The sequence below is a fragment of the Limnohabitans sp. genome, from assembly GCF_044361985.1.
Classification (GTDB): Bacteria; Pseudomonadota; Gammaproteobacteria; order Burkholderiales; family Burkholderiaceae_C; genus Limnohabitans_A.
Genome location: NZ_JBIKHV010000016.1, coordinates 1 through 20713 on the forward strand (window position 1 = coordinate 1; position 20713 = coordinate 20713).

The following is a 20713-nucleotide window of genomic DNA, read 5'->3' on the forward strand; positions in this document are numbered from 1 at the left end:
TTTGATTGATGGTCTTCATCCCGCCGAGCGCCTCCAGTCCCACCTTGGCCTTGAACTCCGGCGGATGAACTCTGCGTTTTTTTGATTCAGTCATTGGTAACCCGTTTTTTGGACAGTGTCCCACTTAAACACCTGTCCCAAATTCGGGGTCCACTTCACTCCCCCGAAGGCATGGACGAAGCCAACGCCGCCCTGTTCCCCGGCAGCTTTGAAGAGTCTGAGCTGGGGGCTGTTCCGAAGGGATGGACAGTTGGTCGTTTGGACGATTTGCTCGTGTTGCAAAGGGGCTTTGATTTGCCCGCACAAGATAGAACGCCGGGTGATTTTCCAATCATTGCAGCAAGTGGGCCTAGTGGGACACATCACAAAACGATGGTGAAGGGGCCGGGTGTTGTAACGGGGCGATCAGGTGTGTTGGGGCGTGTCCTTTTGGAGTTGGACGACTTCTGGCCATTGAACACAACACTTTGGGTCAAGGAATTCAAAGTGGCAACGCCTTGCTACGCCTATGAAGTTTTGAGGCTGATTGATTTCAAATCTTTCAATGCAGGTTCCGCTGTACCTAGCCTCAACCGTAATCACATTCATGGCTTGCCCTACTTATTGCCGGAGCGTTCGTGCGTGGATGTCTTTGAGGGCATCGTATTGAAGATCCATAAGCGGTGTCATGAAAATGAAAAGCAGGCACAAACGCTGTCGGCGCTTCGTGACACCCTGTTACCCCGTCTAATCTCCGGCCAGCTCCAATTGCCAGAAGTCGACCAACTTGAAGAATCGTTGGCATGACCGAAGACCAGCTCGAACAAGAAGCCCTCGGCTGGCTGGCCTCGGTAGGCTACACGCCGCTGCGCGAAGGGGTCGAGCTGGAGTGCAAGGCTGCCCAAGGTGCCAGTGGTCGGGGCCAAGTGCCCAAGGATTTTTGGCCCACGTATTCGGCCATGGCCAATGCGCATGGCGGCGTTGTGCTGTTGGGTATTTGTGAGAAGACGGGTGTGTTCAGCGTGGCTGGACTCAACGATCCGGCCAAGGTGCGGGCCGAGTTGTTCAACAACCTGAACAATCCTGGCAAGGTCAGCACCAATCTTTTGAGCGATGCCGATGTGCAAGAGATGGTGCTGGATGGGCAGACCGAGTTGGCCGTGCGCGTGCCGCAAGCGGCTCGCAAAGACAAACCTGTTTTTTTAAACGGCCAGCCATTGGGCAACACCTACCGCCGCTTGAACGACGGTGACCGCAAATGTGACGATGACACCGTCAAGCGGATGTTGGCCGAGCAGGTGCAAGACAGCCGAGATACCCGCATTTGCAACCGCTTTGGCTTGGCCGACTTGGATCTTGAAAGTCTGCATGCTTACCGCAACCAGTTTGCCAGCCACAAGCCTGGCCACCCATGGGTGGGCACAGACGACACCCAGTTTTTGCGTTTGCTAGGGGCCTGGCGTCATGACCGCGAGACACGCGAAAGCGGTCTGACTTTGGCCGGGGTGCTGATGTTTGGACAATGGCCCGCCATCATGGAATGTGCGCCGCTTTATTTTGTGGATTACCAAGAGCAAGCTGATGCGCCCGACACGGAAGTGCGCTGGCTGGACCGTGTGGTGCCAGATGGCACTTGGTCGGGCAATGTTTTCGACTTTTACCGCAAGGTCATTCGTAAACTCACGGCCGACCTCAAAGTGCCGTTTGCCTTGAAGGGAGACACGCGGGTGGACGACACGCCCATTCACCAGGCGTTGCGCGAGGCGCTGGTGAACACGCTGGTGCATGCCTATTATTCAGACCGGGCTTCGGTGCGAGTGATCAGGAGGCCATCGGGTTTTGAGTTTCGCAACCCTGGCGCTTTGCGCGTGCCGGTGGCGCAGGCGCTCAAAGGTGGCGAGAGTGACTGCCGCACCCGCACGCTGCAACAGATGTTTTTGATGATCAACTTGGGCGAGCGTGCTGGCTCTGGCCTGCCCCGAATTTTGGCCAGCTGGCAGGGCGAAGGGCATACGCTGGAATTGACTGAATCGTTTGAGCCTTATGACCAATCGGTGCTGACGATGGGCTGGGCGCCGGGGAAAACGCCGGGGAAAACGCCGGGGAAAACGCAGAGAGACATCTTGGCGTTGCTCAGGTCTGACGGCAGTTTGGCCTTTCCTCAGATCGCCCAAGCTTTGGGTAAATCAGAAAGCGCTGTTGAGCGTGCCATCAAAGCATTGCGTCAGGAAGGCTGGCTGGAACGTGTTGGGCCTGCCAAGGGCGGTGTTTGGAAAGTATTGAAATGACCGAAGACCAACTCGAACAAGAAGCCCTGGGCTGGCTGGCCTCGGTCGGCTACACGCCGCTCAACGCCCGTGATCTCGATCATTTGGACCCACGCTTGGAGCGCAGCAGCACGCGTGAGGTGGTTTTGGTGTCTTGTTTGCGGGCGGCCATTGACCGCTTGAATCCGTCCGTGCCTGCAGCGGCCCGCGAAGACGCGTTCAAGCAGGTGCTGGACATGGGCCAACCTGCGCTGCTGTCAGGCAACCGGGCGTTTCACCGGGTGTTGGTGGCGGGTGTGCCGGTGCAGTATCAAAAGGACGGTGAGACGCGCGGCGATTTTGTGCGCCTGATCGACTGGCACGATGCCGGACGCAATGAGTGGCTGGCGGTGCAGCAGTTCACCATCAAGGGGCCGCGCCACACGCGCAGGCCCGACATCATTTTGTTCATCAACGGCCTGCCGTTGGTGCTCATTGAGCTGAAAAACCCGGCCGACCTGAATGCCGATATCTGGAAGGCTTACGACCAGATTCAGACTTACAAAGAACAAGTGGCCGATGTGTTCACCTTCAACGAGTTGTTGGTGATTTCAGACGGCACCGAGGCCCGCATGGGCTCGCTGTCGGCCAATGCAGAGCGCTTCATGCAGTGGCGCACCATTGACGGCGTGGCGTTAGACCCGCTGGGCAAGTTTCAGGAGCTGGAGACTTTGTTACGCGGCGTGCTGGCCCCGGGGTATTTGTTGGACTACCTGCGGTTTTTTGTGCTGTTTGAAGACGACGGCCATTTGGTTAAAAAGGTAGCGGGCTACCACCAGTTTCACGCGGTGCGCGCTGCGGTGAAGCAGGTGGTGATCGCCGCCAGCACCGACGAGGCTGCGCGCCGTGGCAAGGGCGGCGTGGTGTGGCACACGCAGGGCAGCGGCAAGAGCATCACCATGACCTGCTTTGCCGCCCGCGTGATGCAAGAGCCCCGGCTGGAAAACCCGACCATCGTAGTCATCACCGACCGCAACGATTTGGATGGCCAGTTGCTGGGCGTGTTCAGCCTGAGCCAAGACCTGCTGCGCGAGCAACCCCAGCAAGCCCGCACGCGCCAGGAGCTGCGCGAGCTGCTGGAAAACCGGCCGTCGGGCGGCATCATCTTCGCCACCATTCAGAAGTTCATGCCGGGCGAGGATGAAGACATATTTCCGATGCTCAGCCAACGGCGCAACATTGTGGTGATCGTGGACGAGGCGCACCGCACGCAGTATGGGTTTGAGGCCAAGCTCAAGTCACGCAGGGTCAATGTTGGCTCAAGCCCGGCGGTGGCGTACACCACGGGTGACGGCCCCAGCGTGGCCAGCACGGCAGACTTTGCGTCGCCCGAATACGCTGTGCAGCAGGTGAGCAAGTACCAAGCAGGCTACGCGCAACACCTGCGCGATGCGCTGCCGAATGCCACCTTTGTGGCCTTCACCGGCACGCCCGTGAGCAGCACCGACCGCGACACGCGGGCGGTGTTTGGCGAGTACATCCATGTTTATGACATGCAGCAGGCGCAAGAAGATGGCGCCACGGTGGCCATTTATTACGAGAGCCGCTTGGCCAAGCTGGGCCTGAATGAGGGCGAGCTCAGCCACCTGGATGAAGAGGTGGACGAACTGGCCGAGGATGAAGAAGAAAGCCAGCAAGCCAAACTCAAGAGCCATTGGGCCGCTTTAGAAAAAGTGGTGGGGGCCGAGCCGCGCATTGCCAGCGTAGCGGCCGACCTGGTAGCCCACTTTGAAGAACGCAACAACGCACAGGACGGCAAAGCCATGATCGTGGCCATGAGCCGCGAGATTTGCGCGCACCTCTACAACGAGATCGTCAAGCTGCGCCCCGATTGGCACCACGATGACCCGGAGCAGGGCGCGATCAAGATCGTGATGACCGGCAGCGCAAGCGACAAGCCTTTGCTGCGCCCGCACATCCACAGCGGCCTGGTCAAAAAGCGTTTGGAAAAGCGCTTTAAAGACCCGCAAGACGCGCTCAAGCTGGTGATCGTGCGCGACATGTGGTTAACCGGATTTGATGCGCCTTGCGTGCACACCCTGTATGTAGACAAGCCCATGAAGGGCCACAACCTGATGCAAGCCATCGCCCGCGTGAACCGGGTGTTCAAGGACAAGCAGGGCGGTTTGGTGGTGGACTACATCGGCATTGGCGAAGACCTCAAAGCCGCCATGAAGGAGTACACGGCCAGCAAGGGTCGGGGAAATCCCACGGTGGATGCGCGCGAGGCGCTGGCCGTGATGCTGGAAAAGCTGGAAGTGCTGCAGGCCATGCTGCACGGTTTTGACTACTCAGACTTTTTGACGGGCGGGCACAAGACGCTGGCGGGGGCAGCCAACCATGTGCTGGGCATCAAGTCCGACAAAGAGCGCGACGGCAAGAAGCGCTTTGCAGACCACGCGCTGGCCATGAGCCATGCGTTTAGCCTGTGCTGCACTTTGGCCGAAGCCAAGGCGCACCGCGACGAGGTGGCCTTCATGCAGGCGGTCAAGGTGATCCTGACCAAGCGCGAAGCCAGTGCACAGCGCAAGAGCAACGAAGAGCGAGACCTGGCCATACGCCAGATCATCAATTCGGCTGTGGTTTCGGGCGAGGTGGTAGACATCTTTCAGTCTGTGGGCCTAGACAAGCCCAACATCGGTTTGCTGGACGAGGCTTTTTTGGCTCAGGTGCAAAACCTGCCCGAGAAGAACCTGGCGGTGGAGCTGCTGGAGCGGCTGCTGCAGGGCGAGATCAAGAGCCGATTTGCCAGCAACGTGGTGCAAGACCGCAAGTTCAGCGACATGCTGGCCGATGTGATTCGCCGCTACCAAAACCGCAGCATCGAAACCGCGCAGGTCATGCAAGAGCTGATCGCCATGGCCAAGAAGTTCCGCGAAGCGGCCAACCGTGGCGAGCAGCTGGGCCTGCACGAAGACGAGGTGAAGTTCTACGACGCGCTGGCCAACAACGAGTCGGCCGTGCGTGAGCTACAAGACGAAACCCTGAAAAAGATCGCCCAGGAGCTGACCCAAAGCCTGCGCGAGAATCTCACGGTAGATTGGTCAGAGCGCGAAAGCGTGCGGGCCAAGCTGCGTTTGATGGTTCGCCGTATTCTGCGCAAATACAAATACCCCCCCGATCAGGCCGATGCGGCGGTGGAGCTGGTGCTCGAGCAGGTTCAGAGCTTAGGCGATGAGTGGACTGTTTAACTCAATTCAAGTGAGCTTGTCGCCTACAACGCGTCGATGACTCCCAAATGAGCTTGCCCAGTCAAGGGCGTTCAGCAAAAGCTCAGCTGCGCAGTTGCAAGATGGTTTCTAGGCCCAGACCAGACTCCTGGCCTTCACTCCCACAGCATCCACAACGAGTTGACCCTCAAGCCTTAAAGCACGGCGCCGAGTGCCGTGCAGCATGTCTGGTACGTCAGTGCTGAAAATCTCTATCTGGCAAAGCGACCCAGCCCCAGCTCGATTAAACCTTCAGCACGGCGCAGCAAGAACAGCACATCCAGGCCCATGCGCTTTGCCATGGCCAGACCTTTGTCAGGGCCTGCCACCAGCAAGGCCGTGGCCCAAGCATCCGCCTGCATGCAGGTTTGCGCCAGCACAGTGACCGACGCCACGGCGTTGTCCACGGGCGCACAGCGCTGCGCGTCCATGGTGTGTGCCAAGTGGACATCGCCCACTTGCAGGAAGCGTCGGTAGTCGCCCGAGGTGGCCACCGCCAGATCCTCCAGTTCGATCACGCCATGCACCGCGCGGCGTCCCGCCTCGGGACGTTCGAGCGCCACGGCCCAGGGCGCTCCGTTGGATTGACCACCCACCGCACGCAGCTCGCCATCCAGCGACGCCAGCGCATGCCGCACACCGTGTTGCTGCAGCACCGCGGCCATGCGGTCGACCGCATAACCCTTGGCAATGCCGCACAGGTCGAGCTGCAGGGGCGCGCGCATGCGAGCGCGGCTTGCGGGCCTGTCCAGCTCCAGGCGATCGTCCGCACTGCGCGGCATGGCATTGCGGACGGCGCGGATCGCTTGCGCATCGGGTGCATCCCGCACCGCGCCAAAGCCCCAGGCATTCACCAGCGCGCCAACGCAGGGGTCGAACGCCCCCGCGCTCAGGCGCTGCACATCGAGTGCACAGTCCAGCACCTCGAGCAATTTCGCAGGCAACGCCACCCATGTGTCCAAAGGGGCACGGTTCAGGCGCATGAGGTCGCTGTCGGGTTTCCAGGGTGACATCTGCGCGTCCACCTGCTCCACCGCAGCAGCGAGGTCCTGGCGCAAGGCCACCAGGTCCACGGTGCTGTCGGCGTCGACACTGGCCGACCAGCGTGTGCCCATGCTCGGACCGTGCAGGGTGGTGCGCTTGCAGGGTGCCGCGAGCTCAGAAGACATCTTCGGCATAACGCTCCTTTGCTTTGAGCATCGACACGCTCAACTGCATGGGCTCCAGCAGCATGTCCAAGGTCTGTGCCACGCCTTGCGCCATGGCGCGGCTTCCACACACGCGCACGATGGCGCCCTGTGCCACCAGACTGCGCACGTGTTCGGCGTCTCGTCGCAGGGCGTCTTGCACATAGCCGCCGCCGTCTCGCACACGCGAGAAAACCGCCTGCAGTGTGGCCAGGCGCCCTTCACCCAGCCAGCGTTGAATTTCGGGGCCGAAGTAAAAGTCTTGCGCCGGGTCGCGCCCGCCAAAGTAAAGGTGCATGGGGATCATGCGGTCGTTGCGGCGAATAAAGCCGGCCAGCGGTGCCACCCCTGTACCCGCCCCGATCAGCAACACCGGCTTGCGCGTCACGGGCAGTGCAAAACCGGGGTTAGGCCGAATGAAAGCGCTGATGGTGTCCCCTGTTTTCAGACCCAGCAGGTGGGTGGAACACAGGCCACCGGGCATCTGACGCACGCAGATTTCAAGAAACCCGTCTTCCCAGCCCGACGCAAGCGAGTAGTAACGCGGCACGGCCGAACCGGGTGACACGATGCCCACGAGATCACCCGCAGAAAATCGCGCCAGACCATGCCCGAGCAGGCGTGCAGTCAGCCCCTGTGCAGGCCACGCAAAACGCAATATAGCCGTGGCTGTGCCGGGTGCACCCGGGTAGTCCTGGCGAGCGATGAGCGCCAGTGCCGCAGCAGGTGGCGTGCTCGGCACATGCGCCAGCAGCAGGGGCTCGTTAAGAATCTGCGCCATGGCATCGCCCCAGCGCGCGAACTGCTGGCCTGATTGCTGGTGGATGCACTCGATCGGCAGCAGTGCGGGCCAGCCTTGCGCGCGCAGCGTTTGCTCAAGCGCCAAGGCAAAGGCGCAGAAGGCGGGGAACTGCCGATCGCCAAAGCCCACGACGGTCACCGGCACCGCGCAGGCTTTGAGCTTGGCGATCTGCGCCAAGGCGTGGCTGGCATGGGCTGGTGCCTGCCCTTCGCCGTAGGTTGCGGCCAACACAAACACCTGCTGCGTGGTGGCCGTGGTTTGAAAGTTCTCCAGTGTGCTGGTGTGAACGCGGTGCCCCACTTGGATCAGCGCGTCTTGCAGTGTTTGGGCAAAGCCCCAAGTGCTGCCGCCTTCGCTGGCAACAAAGATGAGCGCGTCGGCCTGTGCCATCGGAGAGTTGCCGCTGATGTGAGGTGCTTGGCGGCGTACTTGCCACCAAATGACGATACCCGACAGCCAGAACAGCAGCACGCTGGCGCCCACGAGCCCGAGCACAATGGCCCAGGGCCAAGCCGCTTCGCCGGTGTGCAGCACCTTCGCCAGGTTGTAAACCTGCTGCGCAAAGAGGGTGTCATGCCAGGCCAGCATCTGCCCTGAATAGCGGTCGATCCAACCCTGCCCTTGGGTTGTGGTGACTTGCCAGGTGTCCTCCGGGTCGGTAGCATCGGGAAAATTCAGCTTGCGCAAATCCTGTACAACAAGGTTTTGCAGCGCGGCCATTTGCGCGACAGGCAAGGCAGGCTGACCGGAAACCACCGATAGCACCTCGGGATCGGCCCTGGTGTCCAGCGTCACCCATCCCAGGGTTGAGGCGCTCATGGTCAGCGCCGTGAGCGAGGTCAAGCAAAGCACGGCGAGCACCACTCTGCCTGTGAGCACGTGAATGCGTTGCGCCAGAGAACCGCGCACGCGCAGCGCCAGCCGCCGCCAGCCGCCCATGCGCCGAAGTAAAAGCACCAAGGCAGAGACGCACAACACGCCCATGGCCAGCGCAATGCCCGCTGCACCCCATCGACCGACATCACCCAGCAGCAGCGAGCGGTGTAAATTCTTGACCCAGCGCGGCAGCGCCGAAGGCTGCCATGCCCCCAGTACCCGCCCGTCCGCAGGGTCCACGTAGGACGCCTGCGGTTGGTCGCCCGCAAAGCTGAACACCACGATGGCCCCCGAGGGAAGGTGACGAATCTCTTCGGCGCCTGGGACGTTCCGCATGACGCGCTCTAGCAGCGTGGCCACGGTCAAATCCTTCGTTGCGGTGGGTGTCTGCCACCCCTGCTGCACCGGGTCGATCGCCAAAACAGCGCCGGTGATGCCGAGCACCACAGCCAGCGTGCCAATACTCAAGCCCAGCCAGCGGTGTATGGCTTTCCAGCTCATTCGAGTCCCTTCATGGGAGCTGCAAGGTCACGGACTGGATGTACTGCTTGCCCGCCTGCTGCTTGCCGGCGCTCGCTTTGGACAGCGGTATGCGGACCTCTGACGGGCTGTCTCGCATGTCTTCTGCCGCGGCATCGATGCGGATTTCATAACCCGCATCGATCAGCGCGTCCGCCAGATCGGCGCTCACTTTGAGGGTGCGTCCCGCACCCACGCTGGCACCCGTGATGCCGTCCAAGCGCTTGGCGTCACCGGCCGAAAGGCGACTCCAGTCAGACAGGTGCTTGTGGTATTTGGCCTTGCCGCCAGCCACCCACAGCGTGCGCACATAAGCGCCTTTTGCATCGGTCACGTACGCCGCCAGGTAAGCGCCGTCGCCGCCGTAGTTCTTGAGCTGGGCGATGAGTGTGATCGGGCGACTGTGTGCCATGGCGGGAAGGGCCAATGCGCAGGCAGTGGCCAAAAGGGTCATAAGCGGTTGGGTCATGGTGATGCTTCTTTAAAAAGGGGTTTACTCGGTCTCGCCGGCGGGTTGGCTTGGTCGGGCCTGCTGCGCGGCAGCTTTGTCATCGCGATCGCGATCGCGACTGCGTTCGGGTGCCTGTCGGTGCTCGCCCTGCTTCATCTTCAAAACCTTCAGGGTTTCCGGGTCGATCTTGGCTTTGAAGGCGCGGCCTTGGGCATCGGTGCCGCGAACTTCGTAGCAGCCGTCGTCGATCTTCAGGCGTTGGATTTGCCAGCCTTGTGCGGCGGCCATCTGCCGAACGGCATCGCGTGACTGCCAGCGATTCAGCGGCGCATCGCAATCCTTATCGGCTGAGGCAGGCAAGGCGGTCAGGCCCAGTGACAGAGCCAACAAGCCTAGGCGCAAAGAGGCGAGGTATTTCATGGGATCCTTCTTAAACTCGGTACGGTCTTGCTACGCATTGAACGGCATGGCCTTTGATTTGCAAGAGGGGCTCTTCTCGAGTTGAGGGCTGTCCAGCATGCGCCTGCATAGCGTCAAGTTTTTGATTTGGATCAAGCATCCGATGGGTATAGCCGCCAGCCCCATAAGTCTGCTTGCGGGTGTCTCCATCGCCAGGGGCCGACACGCTGATCACGCGCTGCTGCAGGGGCAGTAGTTGGTGCCCAGCTTTTCGATCGCTGAAAAGTCACGGCCACCTTTGATGTGAATCAATTGGGTTTTCCTGGCCGTGCCGCAGACTGGGCAGCCGTCATAGCCCGATGGTGAACTGGGCTTGCCCTTCCGTCACAGGCATGACTTCAGAGTCAAGACACGTCCAGACCATGAACCCCACAGCCCCTTTTTTTCACAGCACCATTTTCAAGTGGGGTGCTTTGGCCTTGCTCGTCGCTGCTGTTTTGCTGGGCTTAAACCAGTTGGGCATTTCCGCTTTAGCTTGGGCCAATGCCCAATTGCTCCGAATGGAGTGGCTCTCGTCAGGGGTCAGGTGGCTTGTGCAAGGCATTTTTGGATTGAGCGTGAGCACACCGGTGGGGGCGAGTGTTCATTTCTTTATCTACGATGTCATCAAGATTTTCATCCTCCTGTCGGTGTTGATCTTTTCAATCTCGTACATACAAAGCTACTTTCCACCAGAACGGACACGTGCCATTCTGGGTAAGTTCTCGGGGTTCAAGGGCAGTCTGCTGGGGGCATTGCTGGGGACCATCACGCCGTTTTGCTCTTGTTCTTCGATTCCTCTGTTCATCGGGTTTACGGGGGCTGGCCTGCCTTTGGGTGTGACCTTCTCGTTCCTGATCTCCTCTCCCCTGGTCGACCTGGCTTCGGTGATTTTGCTGGCCAGCATCTTTGATTGGACTGTTGCGATCATGTACGTCACTTTGGGCGTGGCTTTGGCCGTCTTGGGGGGCATGGCCATTGGCCGGGCCAAGATGGAGCGCCACATTGAGGCCTTTGTTTTTGCCGCCCCCGTTCTGGAGACAGAGCAAATCAGCCTGAGCCGACTTGAAAGGGCTGTTTACGCCAAGCAACAGGTGGTGGACATCGTGCGACGTGTCTGGCTGTATGTGTTGCTGGGTGTGGGCATTGGCGCAGGCATCCACAACTGGATTCCTCAGGAATGGGTTGAGGCCACGCTGGGTCAGGGCCATTGGTGGTCGATTCCCATGGCGGTCTTGGTGGGCGTGCCCATGTACGCGGACATCTTTGGTACCTTGCCCATTGCTGAAGCGATGGTGGCACGCGGTGTTGGCTTGGGTACGGCGCTGGCTTTCATGATGTCTGTGACCGCACTGTCGCTGCCCTCGCTCATCTTGCTCAAGCAAGTCGTTCGCCCGCCCCTGTTGGCGCTGTTTTTTGGGATTGTGACGGTGGGCATTGTGTTCATCGGCTATTTCTTCCAATACATCGGCCCGTACATCCTCTTAACCCGTTAAACCTCAAATCAAGGATCCGTCATGGACATCAAAGTGCTTGGAACAGGCTGTGCCAAATGCAAAACCACAGTGGCGCTCATTGAAGAAATTGCCAAAGAAAAAGGGGTCAGCATCAGCTTGAGCAAAGTGGAGGAACTGCGCCAAATTGCCGCTTTCGGCGTCATGAGCACCCCTGGGGTGGTTTTGGATGGCAAAGTGGTTCATGCCGGTGGTGTTCCGTCCCGCAGCAAAGTTGAACAATGGCTGACGGCTTGAATGCAAGTGGCCAACCTTAAAAATCAGGCATGGCATTTGACAGGCGCACGCAACCCCTCGAGTTGGCGAACACCCTGGCGCGGTTTTTTCGCTGCGTCAAGCCGCAGTTGCTTTAGGTGACTGGTGCGCAAATAGCGGATGCTAGTATCTTTTGGAAGCCCCATTCCAAAAAAACTTGACGCCAAAAAATGCAATTCAGCCAATTGATCAAAGCCCGAAAAAGCATCCGTGGCTTTTTGCCCAAAGCCGTGCCACGCAAGCTCATCGATGACATCATTGAAGTCGCCAAGTGGGCGCCCTCTTCCATGAACACACAGCCCTGGCATGTGCATGTCTTGACCGGTGAACCGCTGGACCGGATTCGCCAAGGCAACTCAGACAACATGGTGGCGGGTGTTCCCCCCAAGCGCGATTTCCCGATGAGCGAGGCCTATGAAGGCGTGCACCGCAAGCGCCAAATTGACGTGGCCGTGCAACTCTTTGAAGCCATGGGCATTGCCCGGGACGACAAAGCGCGGCGAACGGATTGGGTCATGCGCGGCTTTCGCCAATTTGATGCACCGGTCTCGCTGGTGCTGACCTATGACAAGTACCTGGAGCCGGCTGCCATCAGCCAGTTCGACCTGGGCGCTTTTTCTCATGCCATTGTGCTGGCAGCGTGGGAGCAAGGCCTGGGGTGTGTCATCAACGGGCAAGGCATCATGCAATCGCACGTGGTGCGCGAGCATGCCGGCATTCCGGATGAGCAAAACATCATGATCTGCATTGCCATGGGCTACCCGGATGACTCCTTTGTGGCCAACAGTGTCAAGTCGGTGCGTGAAGACAATGCCAGTTTTGTCCGCTATGTGGGGTTCAGCGAATCTGAGCCTTCAAATTGAAGCCGGGGGCCGCAAACTTTCCGGTTTGATCACGCGCGTGGCGGGCTTCATGCGTCTCGCCGCTCTGGCCCAATGGCGTGCCAAGAGGCTTTGTCGGGCGCCTAGAGCGCGTTCACAATTTACACTTGGCCGTCTTTTGTGGCGGCTTGTTTTCGCCAACGGGTGGCAAGCTTTTGCCGTGCCGATGCTTGCATGTTGATTTTGTCCAGATCGCCCGCATAGTGCGCAACGACGCGGCGGTCCATCAAGGCAAACCACAGACTTGGCAAATAAGCCGCCGTGATCATGGCGGCGTAGCCTGCAGGCAATTGGGGTGCCGCATCAAAGTGCCTCAGGGCCTGGTAACGCCGTGACGGGTGGGCGTGGTGGTCAGAGTGCCTTTGCAAGTGGTAAAGCACGATGTTGCCAACCAAGTGGTTGCTGTTCCAGGAATGCTCGGGCTCGCAACGCACATAGCGGTTGGCCGAATCCTTTTGACGCAACAGACCGTAGTGCTCAATGTAGTTCACCACCTCCAGCATGGAGGCCGCATAAAGTGCCTGCAAAACAAGAAAGACCAACACGGGCCAGTCCAACCAGGCTAGCAGACCGCCGAAAAAAAAGACAGACAAAGCCCAGGCCTGCAGGTTGTCGTTGTCGATGTGCCAGACAGGCGTGCCTTTTTTGCTGAGTCGTTCTTTTTCCAGTGCCCAGGCTGAGCGCAAGCTGCCCCATACGCTGCGTGGTAAAAATGCCCAAAAGCTCTCGCCCATGCGGGCGCTGGCCGGGTCTTCAGGGGTGGCTACCCGGTTGTGGTGGCCACGGTTGTGTTCCACATAAAAGTGACCGTAAAAGCTGGGGGCCAAAGCGATCTTGGACATCCAGCGGTCCAGTCTTTCCCTTTTGTGGCCCAACTCGTGGGCAGTGCCAATGCCTATGCCGTTGAACGAGCCCACCGACAAGACCAATGCCACATAGGCGTACCAGGGCAAGGCCTGGGTGGTCGCCAACCAGGCGCCAAAAACAGTGCCAGCAAGCTGCAAGGGGACATAAGCCCAGACCAGCTGGCGGTAAAAAACATCTTGCTCGAGTGGTTCGATCGCTGACTCTGGTGGGTTGCTGAAGTCTTCGCCAAACACCAGGTCAAGCAGGGGCATCAGGACGTGGACGAAGGTGGGTGCAAACAGCAGGCACCACCATTGACCGCTCCACAGAAACGCCAGCAGCGAGCCCGTGAATACCAGCGGAATGGCCGGGCTGAACAGCCACAGCCAACGCTTGTCATGCCACGGGGGGCTTGGCGGGGCGGCCAGGGTGCTCATGGCTGAACGCCCAAGCTTTCTCTGGGGAATGTCTTTTGAGATGTGTGGTGCATGAAGTCTTGCCTCTGATGGCTTCATTCTCCGCGATTTGGCACGCCAGGCTTTCGGTGGTGTGGCGAACGGCATCGCCAACCGGGCAGGTTCTAATGCACAGTTGCCAGACTTATATTGAACGACCCACATCGCACGATTTTCCAATTGAACACCCCACACATCAACGCCGACAACTTCAACCGCGAATGCTTTTGCGTCAGCCTGGACGAGCAGGCGCTGGCGCAAACCTTGGCGGACAGCATCGGCAATCCGGCGCTTTTTGAACGGGTGCGTGATCGGCTGCCCTCGCTTTTCTCAGCCCGCCCGGTGGTGTTGTCACAAGCGCAAGTACAACGCATGGCCCGTTTGATATCGGCGCTGGAATCGGTGGTCGCCTTGCCGGCTTACCGCGAAGAAGTGTTGTCCCGATCGGACCCGATTGCACGGCATCCGAGCCGCGCCAAAAGTGTTTTCATGGGTTATGACTTTCATGTCCACGCGGAGGGCGCTGACCACAGCTTTGGGCTGATTGAAGTGAACACGAATGCGGGCGGCGCCTTGCTCAATGCCTTGCTGGCGCGCGCCCAGCGTGCATGCTGCCCGGAGATCGAAGCCATGGTGCCTACCGGCGCGCAAGTCGACGCTCTGGAATCCGCATTTGTAGCGATGTTTCAAAACGAGTGGCGACTGAGCCATCCGGGGCAGCCCCTGCAAACGCTGGCCATTGTGGATGCTTCACCTGAGCAGCAATACCTGTACCCCGAGTTTTTGCTGTTTCAGGGCTTGTTCAGACGCCACGGCATCCAGGCATGGATCGCCGACCCTTCGCAACTCGTCTGGCGCGACCACAGGCTTTGGCTTGACGAGACAGCGATCGATCTGGTTTACAACCGCTTGACCGACTTTGCGCTCAGCGAGCCTGCGCATGCCCATTTGCGTGAAGCCTACTTACAGGACGCGGTGGTGTTGACCCCCCACCCGCAAGCCCATGCCTTGATGGCAGACAAGCGCAACCTGGCCTTGCTGTGCAAGGCCGATACGATGACGGCCATGGGCGTGCCACGGGCGACGCAAGACATATTGCTGCAGGGTATCCCCCAGACCGAGGTGCTGACGCCGTCCAACGCAGCGCACTTTTGGGCGCAACGGAAACATTATTTCTTCAAACCCTTTGCCGGCTATGGCGGTAAGGCGGCCTACCGCGGCGACAAGTTGACCCATCGGGTTTGGGGCGAAATCCTGGCCGGTGGCTACATCGCCCAAGCCTGGGTGGCCCCGGGTGAGCGAACCATCTCACCTGGCGATTCAGGACAAATCCTCAAATTCGATGTGCGCAATTACGTCTACGACGGTCATGTCCAATCGCTTGCAGCGCGTTTGTACCAAGGGCAAACCACCAACTTCAGAACGCCCGGCGGGGGATTCGCACCGGTTTATATCGGTGCCTAAGTGAGGGAAGATGCGTTCCTGCCGGGCGGCACGCTGAACGCCGTCCCCGTACAAACCCGCTCAAGATTTGCCGTAAAAAGAGCTAAAAAGAAAGGTTATTTGCTTATCGGCAATCACAAAATGGCATAAAAGCCATCGAAAGGCAGAGATGAGCTCTTTGGAGTTTGATTACATCGTGGTCGGCGCTGGGTCGGCCGGTTGTGTGCTGGCGGCCCGTCTGAGTGAAGACCCTTCGGTGCACGTGGCCCTGCTCGAGGCCGGGCCACCGGACACCAGCCCGCTCATCCACTGTCCCGCGGGCATTGCGGCCATGCCCTTGCTCAACAGTGTTTCGCAGTCGCTCGAAACCGTGCCGCAAGTGGGCCTTTTGGGGCGCAAAGGCTACCAGCCCAGAGGGCGCACCCTGGGCGGCTCCAGTTCGACCAATGCCATGATCTATGTACGGGGTCAGCCGGCAGACTACGATCACTGGGCGGCCATGGGCAACCCGGGCTGGGCCTGGGCGGATGTGCTGCCCTACTTTCGCAAGGCCGAACACAACGAACGCTTGCGCGATGACTGGCATGGCCAGAACGGCCCGCTCAATGTGGCCGATTTGCAAAGTCCCAATGTGTTTTCAAAACGATTTGTGGAAGCCGGTGTGCAAGCGGGTTTTGCACACAACCCCGACTTCAATGGGGCTGGGCAAGAAGGCGTTGGGCTCTACCAGGTCACACACAAAAACGGTGAGCGTTTCAGCGCCGCCAAGGCCTACCTCACGCCCAACCTCCAGCGCCCCAATTTGCAGGTGATGACGGGTGTGACTGCGCAGCGCGTCTTGTTGCAAAGCGGCGCGGCCCGGCAGGTGCAAGTTTTGCAAGCTGGCAAGACACTGGCTTTGACGGCACGGCGCGAGATCATCCTGAGTGCCGGGGCTTTTCAGTCACCCGCCTTGCTGATGCGATCGGGCATTGGTCCGGGCGCTCACCTGCAGGCGATGGGCATTGCCACGCAATGCGATTTGCCTGGCGTGGGTGAAAACCTGCACGACCACCCTGATGTGGTGCTGGTGGCCGATGTGCCCAGCACCGAATTGTTTGGTGTGTCCGCCCTGGGTGGCTTGAAATTACTGCAGGGCGTGTGGCACTGGCGGCAGCATCGCAAGGGCATGCTGACCACCAATTTTGCGGAGGCTGGGGGGTTCTTGAGGAGCGCACCTGACCTCACCCAGGCCGACATTCAACTGCATTTTGTGGTGGCCAAACTGGTCAATCATGGTCGCACACCGTCCTGGGGCCACGGCTATTCCCTGCATGTGTGCTTGCTTCAGCCACAAAGTCGGGGCAAGGTGCGCCTGGCCAGCACCGATGCCAACGTGCCGCCGCTGATTGACCCGAAGTTTTTGACCCATGCCAATGACATGGTTCACATGCTGGCGGGCGTTCGCCATGCAAGGCGCATCATGGCGTCGCCTGCCCTCAGTGCACATGGCTGCGAAGTGGCCAGCTCAGCCGGGGCGCAGACCGATGCCCAGCCGACGCAATGGATTCGCCGTAACGCCGACACCATTTACCACCCGGTGGGCACCTGCCGCATGGGGCAAGACGCCATGGCGGTGGTGGATGCGCAGTTGCGCGTGCGTGGTGTGCAGGGCCTGCGCGTGGTGGACGCCTCGGTCATGCCCCGCATCGTCAGTGGCAACACCAACGCACCAACCATCATGCTGGCCGAGAAAGCGGCCGACTTGATCCGTACGCAAGCCTCAGACCGTTGACACAGAGCCCGGTTTGCAGAGCCCTCGGGCGCTTGCATCGGCTATTCACACAAGGGCTCGGCAGCTGGGCGCGCCGCTCAGCCATGTCGTGCACGCCAGGGCGGTGACCCGCCTTGATCTGTGTTGTGGATCCTATAACAGCTATTTGTATAGACAGCAAGATGGTGTAATTCCCCGTGCTTTTCGGGTTGCAAACGCTATCATCCGCGGGGTTGTTGAGAATTTTGGGAGAGATGTTGTCTCCTGGGCTTGGCAGCTTTTTTCTCATTGTCCAATTTTGTATAGACAGCAAAAACAGAATTTTGACGATGCTTTTGCACCCGCCTTTGAGCGCCGCCGTTGGCTGCTGAAGGTGTGGGCTTGTTCAACACACAGGAGTTCATTCATGCGCAAGTCAAACGTCAAACTGGCATCGCTGATGCTGGCCGGTGCCCTCACCGCCACATTGGCATTCCAGGCACAAGCCCAAGAGGTCAAGCTGGCCTTGGGCATGTCGGGCTGGACGGGTTTTGCCCCCCTGACCCTGGCCGACAAGGCCGGTCTGTTCAAGAAACACGGGCTGCAGGTCGATCTGAAGATGATTCCCCAGAAAGACCGTCACCTGGCCCTGGCCTCCAATGCGATCCAGTGCGCTGCTACAACCGTGGAAACCCATGTCGCCTGGAACACCAATGGCGTGCCGATTGTGCAGATCTTCCAGCTGGATAAATCCTTTGGCGCAGACGGCATCGCTGTGCGCGGAAACATCAACAACTTTGCCGATCTCAAGGGCAAGACCATTGGCGTGGACGCACCAGGCACCGCACCCTTCTTTGGCTTGGCCTGGATGTTGAGCAAAAACGGCATGAGCATGAAGGACGTCAAGATCACCACGCTGTCACCACAGGCCGCAGCCCAATCGTTTGTGGCAGGTCAAATTGATGCGGCCATGACCTACGAGCCCTATCTGTCCACCGTGCGCAGCAACCCGCAAGCAGGCAAAATTTTGGCCACCACGCTGGACTACCCGATGGTCATGGACACCGTGGGCTGCTCGCCCGAATGGCTCAAGGCCAACCCCAAGGCCGCACAAGGTTTGGCCAATGCGTATTTTGATGCGCTGGAGCTGATCAAGACCGATGCTGCCAAGTCAAACGAAATCATGGGTGCAGCGGTCAAGCAAACCGGCGAGGCCTTTGCCAAGTCGTCGGCTTTTTTGCGTTGGCAAGACAAAGCGGCGAACCAGAAGTTTTTTGCTGGCGAACTGCAAGCCTTCATGAAGGACGCTTCGGTCATCTTGCTGGAAGCTGGCGTGATCCGCAAAGCACCCGCCGATTTCGCGGTCATGCTTGACACCAGCTTCATCAAGTAAACCGATGACAAGCGCGCATTCGACTTCGGGCCCTGGCAAGGCATTGCAGCCGCGTCGTCGGGCACTGGCTCCCCTGGAGCCGGTGCGTGCGCAGTCGCGGTGGCTGTTGGGCATTGGCTTTTTCATTTTGTTTTTTGGCGTCTGGGCGTTCTTCACGCTGGGGGGGTACGTCTCGCCCACCTTTTTGGCCAGCCCGGTGACCATGGTGCAAGAGGCCGGGCTCTTGTTCACCGAGTTCAACTTCAGCCACGACATCGCCATGACGATCTGGCGTGTGCTGGCGGGGTTCATTTTGGCCAGCCTCGTCGCGGTGCCTCTGGGCATCGCCATGGGGGCGCACAAAGGGGTCGAGGCTTTCCTCGAACCCTTCGTGTCTTTTTGCCGCTATCTGCCTGCCTCGGCCTTCATTCCCTTGCTGATTTTGTGGGCCGGCATTGGCGAGTTGCAAAAGGTGTTGGTGATCTTCATCGGTTCGGTTTTCCAGATCGTGTTGATGGTGGCCGTCTGCGTGGGCGCGGCCCGACGTGATCTGGTCGAAGCGGCTTACACCCTGGGTGCCCAACCCGCGGGCATTGTCAAGCGCGTGCTCATTCCGGGCGCAGCCCCGGAGATTGCCGAAATCTTGCGGCTGGTATTGGGCTGGGCCTGGACCTATGTGATCGTGGCCGAATTGATCGGCTCATCGTCGGGCATTGGCCACATGATCACCGACAGCCAGGCCTTGCTGAACACCGGCCAGATCATCTTTGGCATCATCGTGATCGGCCTGATTGGCCTGGTTTCTGACCTGGCCTTCAAGGCCCTCAACCGCCGCCTGTTTGTTTGGAGTTCTCTGTGAGCAGCCAACTGTCCATTCAAGGCGTTTCGCGCGTCTTCACGTCACCCAAAGGGATCGCAACACAAGCCCTGACGCCGGTGAATTTTGAAGTGCGTGAAAACGATTTCGTCACGATCCTGGGGCCGTCGGGGTGCGGCAAGTCCACCTTGCTGCGCATCGTGGCGGGGCTGGACCAGCCCACCACAGGCCAGGTCTTGCTGGACGGCGCCAAAGTGCAAGGCCCGGGTGCGGATCGGGGCATGGTGTTCCAAAGTTACACCCTGTTTCCCTGGCTCACGATTGAGCAGAACATCCGTTTTGGTCTGCGTGAGCGTGGCATGCCCGAGCACGCGCAAAAAGAGCGCGCCGATTACTTCATCGCCAAAGTCGGACTGCGTGGCTTTGAGCAGCACTTCCCCAAGCAGTTGTCTGGCGGCATGCAGCAACGCACGGCGATTGCGCGGGCGCTTGCCAATGACCCCAAAATCTTGCTGCTCGACGAACCCTTTGGGGCGCTGGACAACCAGACCCGCGTGTTGATGCAAGAGTTGCTTTTGGGCATCTGGGAGTCGGCGCAAAAAACGGTGCTGTTCGTCACGCACGACATCGACGAGGCCATCTTCATGGCCAACCGTGTGGCCGTGTTCAGCGCGCGCCCCGGTCGCATTAAAACCGAGCTGGCCGTGGACTTTCCACACCCCCGGCATTACACGATCAAGACCTCACCCGAATTCATGGCCCTGAAGGCGCAATTGACCGAAGAAATCCGCGCCGAAGCCATGGCGTCGGATCGCCACTGATGGTGATGACACGCTCTACTTTGCCGGTCGCTGCGGCTAAAACCCGAGTGGGCAAGGTGGCGCGTTTGGCAACGGGTGACGTGGCCTTGTTCCAGCAGGTCAAGGACCACATCGCCGGCAAGATCCAGGATGGGTTTTGGCGAGCTGGAGAGCGCTTGCCCACCGAGCACGAATTGGTGGCCCAATTTGGCATCTCTCGCATGACGGTCAACCGGGCCTTGCGTGAACTGGTGGCGCAAGGGCGCATCGTGCGTGTGGCAGGTGTCGGCAGTTTTGTGGCCGAAAAAAAACCACAATCCACCTTGCTGCAGATCGTCAACCTGGCGGTTGAAATTCGCCAACGCGGCCACGACTACGCTTGCACCATGCTGGTGGTTGAGCGTGTCTCTGCCACCCTTGAGGTGGCGGCCGCTCTGGCGGTGCGCACCGGCGAGTCGGTGTTCCATTCGGTGTGCGTGCACCTTGAAGACGGCTTGCCCATTCAACTCGAAGACCGCTTCGTGAACCCGAATGTGGTGCCTGATTTTGCGCAACAAGACTTCAGTCAACAGCAACCCTCCGAGTTTTTGGTGCGCACCGTGCCTTTTGATGAAATTGAACATGTGGTGGACGCCGTTTTGCCCACTGCCGAGCAGGCCGTGCGCCTGCAGATGGACCCGGCCGAACCCTGCTTGTTGCTGACCCGCCGCACCTGGACAAAGGGAGTCCCAGTCACGCTGGTGCGTTGCTTGCACCCGGCCAGCCGCTACCGCTTGGGCAGCCGCTACAGCGCCAGTGGCAACCCGGTGGCCACTTGAATCCAGCGCAACT

The 20713-nt window shown here is 59.6% G+C and carries 16 protein-coding genes and 2 pseudogenes; 13 read left to right on the top strand and 5 right to left on the bottom strand.

Annotated elements, in window-relative coordinates:
- The first annotated feature begins 171 nt into the window (after nt 1-171).
- From ACIQ3A_RS05125 to ACIQ3A_RS05140, 4 genes and pseudogenes are all read left to right on the top strand, one after another.
- Nucleotides 172-786, top strand: coding sequence for a hypothetical protein (locus tag ACIQ3A_RS05125; RefSeq protein ID WP_396430680.1), 615 nt, complete (start codon nt 172-174; stop codon nt 784-786).
- A complete protein-coding gene (locus tag ACIQ3A_RS05130; RefSeq protein ID WP_396430681.1) occupies nt 783-2267 on the top strand; it encodes a winged helix-turn-helix transcriptional regulator in 1485 nt (494 codons plus the stop codon). The genes ACIQ3A_RS05125 and ACIQ3A_RS05130 overlap by 4 nt, the downstream gene beginning before the upstream one ends.
- A pseudogene (locus ACIQ3A_RS05135) lies at nt 2264-4420 on the top strand (type I restriction endonuclease subunit R); the annotation flags it as partial. The gene ACIQ3A_RS05130 and the pseudogene ACIQ3A_RS05135, both read left to right, overlap by 4 nt.
- 66 nt (nt 4421-4486) lie before the next feature.
- Nucleotides 4487-5476, top strand: a pseudogene (locus ACIQ3A_RS05140) (DUF3387 domain-containing protein); the annotation flags it as partial.
- Nucleotides 5477-5706: 230 nt separating this feature from the next.
- Here ACIQ3A_RS05140 and ACIQ3A_RS05145 read toward each other — a convergent pair.
- Genes ACIQ3A_RS05145 through ACIQ3A_RS05160 form a run of 4 tightly spaced genes read right to left on the bottom strand, consistent with a single transcriptional unit; the run spans nt 5707 to nt 9749 of the window.
- Nucleotides 5707-6672 carry an FAD:protein FMN transferase gene (locus tag ACIQ3A_RS05145; protein WP_396430682.1) on the bottom strand — a complete coding sequence of 322 codons (966 nt, stop codon included), beginning with the start codon at nt 6670-6672 and terminating at the stop codon, nt 5707-5709.
- Nucleotides 6653-8860, bottom strand: coding sequence for a PepSY domain-containing protein (locus ACIQ3A_RS05150; protein ID WP_396430683.1), 2208 nt, complete (start codon nt 8858-8860; stop codon nt 6653-6655). The genes ACIQ3A_RS05145 and ACIQ3A_RS05150 overlap by 20 nt, the downstream gene beginning before the upstream one ends.
- 10 nt (nt 8861-8870) lie before the next feature.
- Entirely contained in the window at nt 8871-9347 is a 477-nt protein-coding gene (locus ACIQ3A_RS05155; protein ID WP_396430684.1) for a DUF2271 domain-containing protein, read from the bottom strand.
- Between the two features lie 24 nt (nt 9348-9371).
- Complete coding sequence (locus ACIQ3A_RS05160; RefSeq protein ID WP_396430685.1) at nt 9372-9749, bottom strand: PepSY domain-containing protein; 378 nt, start codon at nt 9747-9749, stop codon at nt 9372-9374.
- A gap of 401 nt (nt 9750-10150) precedes the next feature.
- Here ACIQ3A_RS05160 and ACIQ3A_RS05165 point away from each other — a divergent pair, with 401 nt between their 5' ends.
- The 3 genes from ACIQ3A_RS05165 to ACIQ3A_RS05175 all read left to right on the top strand — a co-directional run bounded on the left by ACIQ3A_RS05165 (nt 10151) and on the right by ACIQ3A_RS05175 (nt 12399).
- The gene (locus ACIQ3A_RS05165) at nt 10151-11263 is read left to right on the top strand and encodes a permease (protein ID WP_396430686.1); all 1113 of its coding nucleotides are present in this window, start codon (nt 10151-10153) and stop codon (nt 11261-11263) included.
- A gap of 21 nt (nt 11264-11284) precedes the next feature.
- Nucleotides 11285-11518 (top strand): thioredoxin family protein, encoded by a 234-nt coding sequence (locus ACIQ3A_RS05170; RefSeq protein ID WP_108406698.1) that lies wholly within the window; start codon nt 11285-11287, stop codon nt 11516-11518.
- 188 nt (nt 11519-11706) lie between these two features.
- Nucleotides 11707-12399: a nitroreductase gene (locus ACIQ3A_RS05175; protein WP_396430687.1), complete on the top strand. Its 693-nt coding sequence runs from the start codon at nt 11707-11709 to the stop codon at nt 12397-12399.
- Nucleotides 12400-12518: 119 nt separating this feature from the next.
- Here the strand turns inward: ACIQ3A_RS05175 and ACIQ3A_RS05180 are convergent, their stop codons facing one another.
- A complete protein-coding gene (locus ACIQ3A_RS05180) occupies nt 12519-13700 on the bottom strand; it encodes an alkane 1-monooxygenase (protein WP_396430688.1) in 1182 nt (393 codons plus the stop codon).
- Between the two features lie 198 nt (nt 13701-13898).
- Between ACIQ3A_RS05180 and ACIQ3A_RS05185 the strand changes: the two genes are divergently transcribed.
- From ACIQ3A_RS05185 to hutC, 6 genes are all read left to right on the top strand, one after another.
- Nucleotides 13899-15182, top strand: coding sequence for a hypothetical protein (locus ACIQ3A_RS05185; protein ID WP_396430689.1), 1284 nt, complete (start codon nt 13899-13901; stop codon nt 15180-15182).
- 148 nt (nt 15183-15330) lie between these two features.
- Nucleotides 15331-16935, top strand: a complete 1605-nt coding sequence (locus ACIQ3A_RS05190; protein WP_396430690.1) for a GMC family oxidoreductase — start codon at nt 15331-15333, stop codon at nt 16933-16935.
- Between the two features lie 385 nt (nt 16936-17320).
- Nucleotides 17321-18286: an ABC transporter substrate-binding protein gene (locus tag ACIQ3A_RS05195; protein WP_396430691.1), complete on the top strand. Its 966-nt coding sequence runs from the start codon at nt 17321-17323 to the stop codon at nt 18284-18286.
- A gap of 4 nt (nt 18287-18290) precedes the next feature.
- Complete coding sequence (locus tag ACIQ3A_RS05200) at nt 18291-19124, top strand: ABC transporter permease (RefSeq protein ID WP_396430692.1); 834 nt, start codon at nt 18291-18293, stop codon at nt 19122-19124.
- Nucleotides 19121-19903 carry an ABC transporter ATP-binding protein gene (locus ACIQ3A_RS05205; protein ID WP_396430693.1) on the top strand — a complete coding sequence of 261 codons (783 nt, stop codon included), beginning with the start codon at nt 19121-19123 and terminating at the stop codon, nt 19901-19903. The genes ACIQ3A_RS05200 and ACIQ3A_RS05205 overlap by 4 nt, the downstream gene beginning before the upstream one ends.
- A gap of 5 nt (nt 19904-19908) precedes the next feature.
- Complete coding sequence (hutC, locus tag ACIQ3A_RS05210; protein WP_396430694.1) at nt 19909-20700, top strand: histidine utilization repressor; 792 nt, start codon at nt 19909-19911, stop codon at nt 20698-20700.
- The last annotated feature ends 13 nt before the right edge of the window (nt 20701-20713 follow it).